The organism is Actinomadura sp. 6K520 (assembly GCF_004349245.1).
Taxonomy (GTDB): domain Bacteria; phylum Actinomycetota; class Actinomycetes; order Streptosporangiales; family Streptosporangiaceae; genus Spirillospora.
On record NZ_SMLC01000211.1, the window covers coordinates 1 to 10715 of the forward strand.

Consider the following 10715-nt stretch of genomic DNA (forward strand, 5'->3'; position numbering starts at 1 on the left):
ACCCCAACCGCCCCCATCCATGACGCGACGCCCCACCACCGAAGCCTGCGGCCGGTCTCGAAGCCGCACGGCCGGAGCACGCGACGAAGGGACAGCGGCGCCCGGCGTCGCCGCCCGCAGGATGGCAGCCTCTCCGCGGCACCGTGCAGCGCCCCCGCGGACTCACGCACGAGCCGAGCAGCCCTGTGCAGCACTCCGAGCAATACATCCCGCCCGAGCCGGCCGGTGAGGATCTGACCGACCTCGGCATATCGGCGGTCGGGGTCATGCCTGGCCGGCAACCCGGTGCTGCGTGACCCCCGCGACAAGAAGCCGCATCTGCCTCGTGGACAGCGATATGCCGGTCGCCCATGGCCGAAGCACGCTGGCCAGCACAAACCGCCCAAGTCGAGGTAGCGAGTGCCGGGATCGGCGGCGACCATGCGGGCGAACCCCTGAATCCACACGCCCGCGCCGCTCTCGCCGCGGCCCGAGTACCGCGCCCGGCGGTTCCCCCGCAGCTGGTACGAACGCTTTAACCTCGCCATGGACCAGGCCGTCCACGACTCTCTGCACCGTCAGGCCCCCCAACCCCAGCCCCGCCGCGGTATGCCCGCTGCCCGACCTCTACGAGGACTGGACGCTCGCGGTACCGACTTCGCCGCCTGCTTGGCCCTGATCGAGCAGGGCGTCCACGACCTCACGCATGACATCGAAGCTCACCTGGGCTTCCGCATCGACAACTACCCCGGCACCGGAGCCCGACCACGCACACGGCACCAGGCCCGCCATAGCTGGTCCGACCGACGGCTTCACCGCCCCCATGAGGGCCGTGTGCGCTGCATTGATGCATCACAGTCGAAGCCGACCGAGTCTTCGGGTCAACGCACACCCCAGCGCTGACGATCTCGGGCAGGCTAGTGCACTGACCTCGATGTATGTCTGTGTGTGCCGTGCCATCACGAACCAAGGTGTACGGGACGAGCGGCTTGGAAGCCTTGAGCGAGGGTCAGGAGCCGGTCCGTATGAACAGACTGCGCACCGATCAGTTTCCTCGGCTCGACTGGTCTGCTCTTCCGAAACCGACCGACGGAAGGCATGGCGTTATGCGGAAACTGATCTACGGCATGAACCTGTCCCTGGACGGCTACGTTTCCGCGCCCGGCGACGACCTCGGCTGGAGCGAGCCGAGCGATGAGCTGTTCGAGTGGTGGCTCGATCAGGAGCGGGCGATCAGCCTTTTTCTGTATGGACGCCGACTGTGGGAGAACATGAGCGCCTACTGGCCGACCGGCGACCAGCAGCCGGACGCCACCCCGGCGCACATCAAGTTCGCGCGGAACTGGCGGGACACGCCGAAGGTGGTGTTCTCCTCGACGATCGACAAGGTCGACTGGAACACCCGCCTGGTCACCGGCGACACGATCGCCGAGATCACCCGGCTCAAGGCCGAGGACGGCGGGCCGATGAGGGTCGGTGGCGCAACGCTCGGCGGGGCGGTCATGCGGGCCGGGCTGATCGACGAGTACGAGATCGTCACCCATCCGGTCCTCGTGGGCGGCGGCACACCGTTCTTCACCGCGCTGGAAAGCTGGGTGAACCTGAACCTGGTGGAGACGCGGACGTTCCCCGGCGGCGTGATCTTGACCAGGTACGAGACGAGGCGCTGAACGCGACACCTTCGCGGGGGCTCGTCGTATCCCCCCGGAGCAAGGTCAAGCCGTTCGCTGCGACGAGGCGTGACTCGCGCTGGTGCACCTCACCCCCGAGCTTCCCGCTCGCCGTCGTCCCGCGCCCTGCACTACCAGGGCGGCAGCCTGGCCCTGGTCTGCCAGCTCTCCGATCGGGACGGCAGCGGACGAGAAGCTCAGGACCTCAGACCCCGTCCACTCCGACGGTAGAGGAGTCTTCCTGTGGAAGGATCACGGGCGAGGTCGGGACGCCCATGGAACCCGACAACTTCTCGCACACCTTCTCCAAGCTGACCAAGCGGGCGGGCCTCGGCCATTGGCACCCGCACGAACTACGGCACTCGGGCGCCTCGCTGATGCTGGCGCAGGTGACGCCGTTGCACGTCGTCTCCGAGATCCTCGGGCACACGTCCACCGCGATCACGAAGGACGCCCATGGGCATCTGCTCGTCAACGACAAGCGCGCGGCGGCTGAGGTCTTCGGGGCCTGACCCGCCCCCGTGGCTCCCACGGGAAATGCAAGAGGCCCCATCCAAGATCGGGAGGGGGCCTCTGAGCTGGGCGCACCCGAAGGGATTCGAACCCCTAACCTTCTGATCCGTAGTCAGATGCTCTATCCGTTGAGCTACGGGTGCCTGCCGGGATTACTGTACCGGCTCGGTCGACCTGACGGCGAATCGGTTGTGCAGGGACGCACGGCCGGACGTGTGACCTGAGTCACGGAACTTTTTGCTACCAAGGTGCGACAAAAGGGTGTCGAGACGTGAGCGGCCTGCAAGGTTTGACTCCGTTCGAAGCCCAAACCCCCCTGAAGGAGATTCCCCATGCGTATGTCTGCCACCAAGCTCGTCGGCGTCCTCGCCGTCGGTGGCCTGATGCTCGGTTCCACCGGCTGCGGGGCGGTCGACACCATCACCGGTGGCAAGAAGACGACCGCCTGCAAGAACATCGAGAAGGAACTGCGGAGCTTCTCCACCAGCGGCATGGCGATGTCGTCGCCGGGCGGCGCCGACCAGACCGCCCAGAAGTTCTCCGACACCGCGGCCAAGATCCGCTCGGAGGGGCAGAGCGCCGGCGGTGACGTGGAGTCCGCCGCCACCGCGTTCGCGGGCGACCTCGACAAGACGGCGGACCTGCTGCGGCAGATGACGTCCGGCAGTACGAACCTGCAGCAGCCCGACACCGCGGCCATGCGGCAGCACGGCAACGACCTGGCGAAGGCCTGCGGCTTCTCCGCCTTCCGCCTGGGCTGACCACGGCGGTTCGCTCCCGCGGCCCCGGGAGCGTATTGCTTCGCGCAGCACGGGTGTCTCGGACTATGCTGCTGGGACCCGCAGGCCAGACTTTGCCGGTAGGCGCGCCGAACCGGTAACCTGTCTGCGCCTGATGGCTACTGGAGGATTCGCCTAGTCCGGTCTATGGCGCCGCACTGCTAATGCGGTTTGGGTGCAAGCCCATCCGGGGTTCAAATCCCCGATCCTCCGCCACTCTGACCAGGGACTTCGCCCGAGATCGAGATCTTGGACGAAGTCCCTGTCGCGTTCCGGGATGTCCGCTTTGTTGGCCCTGGATAGCACGTGGTGAGCACGAGATGTCGTGGCGGCGTCACCAAGCCCAGGTCAGAGCCCCCAAGTGGATCACCCGGGACGACTACCCTGCGTGTTCGGTTCGGCTCTTGCGCCGGTCCGCGAGCGAGACCACGTTGGATGGGACGGAGCGCGTCGCCTGCTCGTCCGTCACGTCGTCGGCGGGCATGCGTGGAACGACGGCTGCGACAGCCTCGGCAGCGGCTCTCGACACCTCTGGGAGGACGGAGGTGTAGGTGTCGGCGGTGAACGAGTGGCGCGAGTGCCCCAGCGTCTCGCTGATCACCTTCATGTCGACCTTGCCGAGCAGCGCCAGCGTGGCCGCTCCGTGCCGCAGGTCGTGGAAGCGAATCGGCGGCAGTGGGACGCCTTGGATCGCCCCTCGCACGGCCCTTTCGCTGACACGGTGCTGCCGCGCGATTCGGTCCGGTGCCCAGCCCTCCTCGACATGCCTTCGGCGGACGCGCCGATGCTTGTCGATGAGGTCGTCGAACCGCGTGGAGATCCACTGGGGACGGAGAGGCTTGCCGTCCGCTCGGGTGAACACGCGTCCCGAGTCGACCCAGATGTCGGCTCCGGCGGCGAGGCGCTCCTTTCGTTGGCGCTCGCGCCACGACCGCAGCACCGAGATGGTCGTGGCGGCCAGAGCGACGGTTCGTTCGCCGGCCTCGGACTTGGTGTCGTCGTACTCGTCGTCCTCGTCGGGGAGCGTTTCCCTGATGGTGATCGTCCCGGCGTCCGTCAGGTCGGTGTCCTGCCAGGACAGCCCCGCGACTTCGGCTCGTCGCAGGCCGCGGAAGGCGACCAGGTGGAAGAGGGCGTACAGGCGCTCATCGACGGCGAAGTCGAGGAAGGCGCCGGTCTGTGCGGGAGTCCAGACCATCACCGGGCCCGGCGCTTTGCCGGTCTCCTGCCAGCGCTGGACGCGTTCGGCGGTCCAGACGTACGGCTTGACCCGCTTTCCCTTGATCCGGGGCAGTTCCACGTGCTCGATCGGATTGTGCGCGAGGCGCTTGGACTTGACCGCCGAGTTCAGTGCGGACGACAGCACCGCGTGGACCTTCCTGACTCTGGCGGGCGAGATGGGCTGCTTCTGCTTGCGGGACGGCTTGCCGCCCGGAGGGAACTTCTGGGGCGACAGCGCACGGGCGTCCAAGAGCCGCTGAAGGAGTTCGCTCGGCTTCTCGGAGGTGGGAAGCGGCTTGTTGATCTGCAGAATGGCGTCGTAGAGGTCACGCGCGTGCTTGTCGCGCAACTCCACGAGCTTGAGGTGTCCGAGCCCCGGCGCCAGGTAGAGGCGGATGATCTCCTCGTAGTCCGCATAGGTCGATTTCGCCAGGCGCCGTTTGCCCGGCAGCCAGATTCTCTCCAGGTACGCGTCGACCTTGAGGGATCGGTCGATCGGCTGGCCGAGCCGTTCTGCCGTGCAGAGTTCGTCCGCCAGGGCTGCCTGAGCGGCTTTCTGTGTGGTGAACGGCCCGATGTAGGGCTGTCTTCGGCGTCCATCCGCTCCTGGGGGAGCCTCATAGCGAGCCCACCATGAACCGTGGGTCCGCTTGGCCTGCTGTGGGCATGTTCCCAGGGCGAACTTCTTGCCGGTCTCGGGGTTACGGCAGCCGCAGCGCTTGAACGTCGTGCCTCTCAAGGTTCCTCCTCGATGAACGGTCTTTTGCAGTGCGCGGAGCCCGGAGTCGGTCTCAGCGGACACCGGGCGACTCGTAGGGTCGTTTCCTCAGCGCCCGGGGCACCGGCGGCACACTCACGCAGAGCTCGTCGATGATCTGCGTGAGCGCGAAGCCATCGGCGCGGGGGCGCGGAATGCTTTCCGCCGAGCGGTGGCGAGGCTTCCGATCACCTCATGGGCGAGGGTGGCGAGAGGCTCTGTAGCGCGCACAGGGGCAGCGGCCCGAGGTGTCCGAGTTCATCGACGCCTTCGGCCAGCAGGCTTACCAGCCGTGCGAGGCGCTCCTGCGGGCGCTGACGGAGCTCATCACAGACCTTCGCTCTGTGATTACTCACTCTCGAAGAGTTAACTACGGGTTGATGAATCACTGCAACGTCAGGCTTGACTGCCGGGCGCTGAGGTGAGGCGCCGGTTCCCGGGACGCCGAGCCTCCTCGTCAGCGTCCCGGGGGCGCGGCTCAGGCGTCTCCCCTCGGTCTACGTCACGCCGAGCAGTTTGCGAAGTTCCGCGGTCGGCACCCGGTAGGTGGTGCCTATTCGGATGATGCGGCATGGGAAGTCGCCACGTTTGGCCAGCTCATAGGCGTATGTGCGAGACAGTCCCAGGGCTCGGGCGGCGGTCGTGATGTTGACGACCGTGGGGAGTGTGTCGAGGTCTCGGCATTGCATGGTCTGCATTCGGATGCCTCCATGTCTCGGTACGTGCCGGTGTTTGAACTCTCGAGGTGACGGCTGGTGTTACCGGCGCTGTCGGCTTGGGCGAGTGGGTGGCGAGGGGCCGTGCGGGGGCGGTCTGCTGGGATTTGCGTGCTGTAGCGGAGCCCATGGTTGGGGGAAGGCGGCCATGGCCAGACGTGCTTGAGAGGACATGGCCGCCTGTACGGTCGGTCGCGGCGTTCTGCTGTGGTCGGCGAGGCGCGCTTCGCGGACATGCGCGGCGGCTTTGCGGGCGGCGTCGGCTTGGGCTTGATGGTGTTGGAGTCGGCGGATTTCGGCGATGGTGTCGAGCAAGGTGTTGAGGTTGGCGACGAGCATCAGGGCCGACACCGTCGTGTGGCTTTGCGGCAAGCCGGTGAGTGCGAGCAGCAGGGCTGAGGTGCGCAGGGCGTTGCCGGCTGGGGTGGGACGCGGGATGCGACCGTGGGGTGCGCGAGCCGCGCGGTCGTAGCTGTCGGCAGCTTGGCGGAGGTGGTGATTTCCGGTGGCCTGAGCAGCGGCGTGGAGGGTGTCGGAGGCGGCCCAGCATGCGTCCTGGGCGGCGAATGGGTTGGTGACGAGGTAGCGGCGGATCTGGGAGGTGGCGTGAGCGGCGGCGCGGGCCGCGTCGTCGTAGAACGCCTGCCGCTCTTCGGTGGTGAGGTCGCTGTAGTCGAGGGTTGGCACGTACCGGAAGGTCGGTGATCTCCAGCGATGCTGGAGGCGGATGAGTGAGAGGTCTTCGGCAAGGCGGCTTCCGGAGTGCCAAGTCGGTTCTTCGTCGCCGGGCTCGGTGGGGAGTGCGACGGCGTAGCCGGTGATCTGACCGGGCTCATGCTGGCTGTCGCGAACCTTGACCAGGAGGCCGTAGTCCTGGAGTCGGCCAAGGAAGTCAGTGGTCGTCCGGGCTTCGTCCGCAGCGCGGCGGACGGTCGTCCGCAGCACGGCCCGTTCCGTCCTTGCGGACAGGTGCCGTCCGTCCGGCGGACGGATGGCGGACGAGTCGCGGACGGAGCCGTCCGCACCCGTCCAACGGTGGCGAAGTTTGGGCAGTGTGAGGTCGGCGGCGAGCTTGCCTCCCCCGTACCAAACCGGCTGCCCGTCCGCGTTCACATCGCCGGGCACGGCCACCGCATACCCGGTCACCTCACCGGCCGTCCGCTGACTGAACCGCTGCCGCACCAGGACGCCGTCGGCGCAGATGCGTTCGAAGAACTCCCTCTCGCTGCCGGCGCCGGCGGCCGCCGTCTGGACCTTCTGTCGCAGGAGGGTGCGGGACGGCACCGGTTGACCACGGCGGACGGCCTTCTCGGTCTCGCCGCGTTTGGGCCGCCGCGCCGCCGTCCGGTCCGCGGCGGCGGTCGACCGCAACCCGAACCGCTCCTCCACCACCCGGCAGGCGTCGCGCACCCTGTACCCGTCGTTCCACACCTCCGGGCGGACGCCGTCCGGACGTGCCAGGGTGGCCACGATATGGACGTGGTCGTCGGCGTGCCGGACGGCGATCCAGCGAACGGCATCAACGTCCCCCGCCCGAGCCAAGCCGGTCCGGTCCATGATCTCGGCCGCGATCTGCGCCCACTGCTCATCGGCCAGGACCGGGTCCTCAGGCGCCGCCCGGACCGCGCAATGCCAGACGGGCTTGCGGTAGTTCCGGTCACCGAGCAACGCCAGCGGCTGGGTCAGCAGCCCCTCCAAGTGGCGAAAGTCGCGGCGGCCATCGGCTCCCACCGCCGGTTCCATGTCGGTCGCGTCCCCGAAGCCCGTCACGATGCGGGGATTGTGATGCTCGCCGTTGGTGCCCGGGCCGTAGAGGTACCGCAGCAGCCCTTGGACCCGGACGCCCCGCAAGACCTTCCCGATCACTGCGCAGCGCTCAGCGCCGATGTCTTCGCGGTCACGGCATCCGCCGTCATGGCAGCCGCCTTCGCAGCTCGTCGGCCAGGTCGTCCAGCTTGCGGACCGTCCGTGCTGCGGCGCGGGCGTACCACTGGATCGTCGCCGACGCCTCACCCGAGTTCAGTGCGGCGACCGCCTGGTTGAGATTGACGCCGATCCGCTGCGCCTGGCCGCGCGCCTGCATGACGGCCTGCAGCACCTCGCGCAGCTGGTTGTGCTCTGCTCGCGGCGTCCCGTTCGCCGCCGCCAGAAGCGTCAGCGCCGCCCACGCCGCGGTCGCCAGGTGCTCCCGCTCGGCCGCCCTCGACACCGCCGCGTGCTCGTCATCCGAGAGCAAGATGTACAAGACCCGCCTTCGCTTCGACTCGCTACGAGTCCGGCGGTTGCGCCGCTTCGCCATGGCCGCCCCAGACTCGGCGCTGCCGTCTTCAACCATCAGCCTCCAGACCCGGGATCGCGCCCGATCCCGTCCGCTGTTGTGGACCGCGCCCGGTCCGGAGCCGTAACGCTTGCGTTTTCCATTTCTTGCCCTGCGTCAGCAGAGCCTGGCGAAGAACCCTCGGGACTCGACCTCGCTCCCACCCCGGCCAGCTGCACCCAGCTTCTCTCATCCCACGCCAGTTGACTACTTTAAGCGTCGGCGTGGCGTTCGGTCGTTCAAAAGCATTCGATCGATCGCGGTCCGACGTTGCCGGACCTCGTCGCTCGATCCGACGTTGGCGCCTGCCCGACGCAGCTCAGCGCAGTTACTCAAGAGGCGGGCGCAGGCCATCGGGGAGTGTGTCGTCCGGGTGCCAGGCTGAGGGAACGAGGTCGATCGGCGACTCCCCTCCTGGAGCGGGAAGCCGCCGCTTCGATGCCCGGCGCCATCAGAGGGCCGGCATGGCTGACGCGCGGTGCCCGCTCAGCTTTCCTCGTCCCGCTCCTCGCCGTCCCCGGGCCGGCTGCGTGCTCGCTTGACGATCCGGCCGGAGAGCGTGCCCGTCGCCGATCTGGCTCGGTCGAGGGTCTCGTTGCCGAAGCGCTTGGCGGTGCCGACGTGGTCCGCTCCCGTCTCGATCGCCTTGTCCCTGACCTCCTTGGCCGCGTCCGCCCATCGTCTTGCCTCCGATGACTGTCGAGCGCGCTCGATTCCGAGCCGCTCGTGGAAGTCGACGATGGCGGTCGAGACGTGGTTACTCGACTGCACTACAGCCGGTGCTTTGGTCGGATGCATCAGCACCTTGGTGTTGGCCGTGCTGACAGCTGCGTCCATGCGAGCCATCAGGCGCTCGGTGGTCAGTGCGATGAGTTCCAGCCGGTCCTGCCGGGCAGCCTTCAGGCCGAGACGATGCCCGTCCAGCTCCTCCGGGGACGCGTCCAGCACCCGGTCGAGTTCCAGCACGGCGATCGCGTCCTGCAGTTGACAGCAGCGAGCCAGAACAGCGAGCCACTCCCGTCCCTTGGACTCTGCATCTTTCGCCGCCTTCGCGAGATCACCAACCTTGGTCTTACGCTCCAGCTTCTCCGTGACCGCGTCGAGTTGACGCAGCGCATAGGCCTGCGTTTCTGCGATCGTCGCCGGCGCGGCCTGCACCTTCGACCACGTGACTTCGTCGACGCGGCCTCTCTTCTCGCGGATGGTCATGGACTCCTCGATGACGAGCCCCATGCCGATCATCCGGGCCAACACGGCGTCTTTCTGGGCGCGGAGCACGTCGTCGACCTTCTCGTCGATCGCGGCGAGATAGTCGGTGATCTCGTCCATGGTGTGCTGCATGGCGACCTGCGCCATGATCCCTGCAGCACCGGCCAGGAGCGCCGGGTTGCTTCGAAGTGCTCCGGGCCTCTTCGCGAATTCGACGAATTCCTTGATCTGCCCCTTGTTGCCCTTCAGCACGCCTGTGCTTAAACCTGACTTCTTGCTTTCGCGCAACCCGTACTTGTTGATCGCCTGCGCGGACTCCTTGGTGAGCTTCACCCAGCGACCTGAGTTGGCGGCGACCTCGGACCCTGCTTGGGCGATTGCAGCGCCGGTGTTGAGGGCAGATCCGAGCCGTTGCAGTCCGAGGTCCTTCGACGGTAGCCCCTCTGAGGCGAGGAAGTTCTGGACAGTCGCCGGGTCCCCGATGACCGCCAATCCATCACCGTCACTGATCAGCTCAATCTCTTTGTCCATCGTCGGCTCCTGATGTGCGGGAAGGCAGAATTCTTGTAGGCGCCGCAACCGAGTCGCCACACGTACGATCGAGCTCATGCCGTACTGGGACCAGCCCGTAAGGGACTGTACAGAGTACGGCGGCAGGTGGTGGTGCGGCCGGGTCCGTTGCAGCGCATCGCTGTGCGCCGCCCGCCATTTCTCGGCGGATGGAGCGAGCGGGCGGCTCGGCGGCTACTTCAGAAGCCACTCGCCGGACTGGGTGGCGAAGCCGCTGTCGAGGGTGAACTGGAACTTGGTGAGCTTGACCTTCTTCGGGACGGAGAACACCAGGTAGCCCTTGCGGGTGCTGCCGGGGGCCAGCTTGACGGAGCTGCCGATGGACGGCCCGAGGGCGACTTCGAGCTCGCCTTCTACGACGCGGTCGCCGCCAAGGACACCGTCCGCGACCTGGTAGGTGACGACCAGCTCGCCGCCATCGCATCAAGCGCCTCCTAGCCAAGCACGGCTACCCGCCCGAAGAGCAGCCCGACGCCATCCAGAAGGTCATCGAACAGCTCGAAACCTTCGCCGACGAGTGGTCCCCCGCCGCCGACCGCTGACCAGGCAACCGAGGTCCACACCGAACTGCGCCGCGCCGAGGACGTTATGAGCGGTCGATGACCGCGAAGACGATCTTGCCGACGTTGTCGGCCAGGGCGCGGATGCCCCAGCAGCGAGCGTACTGGTCGACGATGAACAGGCCGCGGCCCGTCTCGCTGGTCGTGTCGGCCGCCAGCAGGTGCGGGAGGCCGCAGGCCGCGTCCTGAACCTCCATCCACAGGGCATCGTCCTCGGTGCGGCTCAACCGCAAAATCACGTCGCCGTCCGTCGCGGATGTCGCATGCTGGAGCGCGTTGGTGACCAGCTCGCTGGCTACCAGGCACGGGACGAAGTCGTCCATGCCCCACTGGCCGGTGACCAGCCGCACGAACCGCCGCACCTCCGCGACGACCGCAAGGTCCTGCTTCACCACCATCTCGTTCTCCGTCGCCGCCTGCCCCA

At 67.4% G+C, this 10715-nt stretch carries 10 protein-coding genes and 2 tRNA genes; 5 read left to right on the forward strand and 7 right to left on the reverse strand.

The window, feature by feature from the left end; genetic code table 11:
• The first annotated feature begins 1085 nt into the window (after positions 1 to 1085).
• Positions 1086 to 1649, forward strand: coding sequence for a dihydrofolate reductase family protein (locus E1289_RS32935; protein WP_131987282.1), 564 nt, complete (start codon positions 1086 to 1088; stop codon positions 1647 to 1649).
• 275 nt (positions 1650 to 1924) lie between these two features.
• A complete protein-coding gene (locus tag E1289_RS32940; RefSeq protein WP_131987284.1) occupies positions 1925 to 2161 on the forward strand; it encodes a tyrosine-type recombinase/integrase in 237 nt (78 codons plus the stop codon).
• Between the two features lie 71 nt (positions 2162 to 2232).
• Here the strand turns inward: E1289_RS32940 and E1289_RS32945 are convergent.
• Positions 2233 to 2305: transfer RNA gene (locus E1289_RS32945), tRNA-Arg, on the reverse strand.
• Positions 2306 to 2494: 189 nt separating this feature from the next.
• Between E1289_RS32945 and E1289_RS32950 the strand changes: the two genes are divergently transcribed.
• Together E1289_RS32950 and E1289_RS32955 are read left to right on the forward strand one after the other, a co-directional pair.
• Complete coding sequence (locus tag E1289_RS32950) at positions 2495 to 2923, forward strand: hypothetical protein (protein ID WP_131987286.1); 429 nt, start codon at positions 2495 to 2497, stop codon at positions 2921 to 2923.
• A gap of 142 nt (positions 2924 to 3065) precedes the next feature.
• Positions 3066 to 3157, forward strand: a tRNA-Ser gene (locus E1289_RS32955).
• A 163-nt stretch (positions 3158 to 3320) separates the two neighbouring features.
• Here E1289_RS32955 and E1289_RS32960 read toward each other — a convergent pair.
• The 5 genes from E1289_RS32960 to E1289_RS32980 form a co-directional block, all read right to left on the reverse strand.
• Positions 3321 to 4901, reverse strand: a complete 1581-nt coding sequence (locus E1289_RS32960) for a tyrosine-type recombinase/integrase (protein WP_165970706.1) — start codon at positions 4899 to 4901, stop codon at positions 3321 to 3323.
• 515 nt (positions 4902 to 5416) lie between these two features.
• Entirely contained in the window at positions 5417 to 5617 is a 201-nt protein-coding gene (locus E1289_RS32965) for a helix-turn-helix domain-containing protein (protein WP_229808276.1), read from the reverse strand.
• Positions 5618 to 5677: 60 nt separating this feature from the next.
• A complete protein-coding gene (locus E1289_RS32970) occupies positions 5678 to 7501 on the reverse strand; it encodes a hypothetical protein (RefSeq protein WP_131987290.1) in 1824 nt (607 codons plus the stop codon).
• Between the two features lie 46 nt (positions 7502 to 7547).
• On the reverse strand, positions 7548 to 7880 hold the full coding sequence (locus E1289_RS32975; RefSeq protein ID WP_131987292.1) for a hypothetical protein: 333 nt from the start codon (positions 7878 to 7880) through the stop codon (positions 7548 to 7550).
• A 558-nt stretch (positions 7881 to 8438) separates the two neighbouring features.
• A complete protein-coding gene (locus E1289_RS32980; RefSeq protein WP_131987294.1) occupies positions 8439 to 9692 on the reverse strand; it encodes a hypothetical protein in 1254 nt (417 codons plus the stop codon).
• Positions 9693 to 10153: 461 nt separating this feature from the next.
• On the opposite strand from E1289_RS32980, the gene E1289_RS39235 reads away from it, so the two are divergent.
• Entirely contained in the window at positions 10154 to 10273 is a 120-nt protein-coding gene (locus tag E1289_RS39235) for a type I restriction enzyme endonuclease domain-containing protein (protein WP_207929309.1), read from the forward strand.
• A 44-nt stretch (positions 10274 to 10317) separates the two neighbouring features.
• Here E1289_RS39235 and E1289_RS32990 read toward each other — a convergent pair.
• Positions 10318 to 10715 (reverse strand): ATP-binding protein (locus E1289_RS32990; RefSeq protein WP_207929307.1); only part of this gene is annotated, 398 nt, incomplete at its 5' end.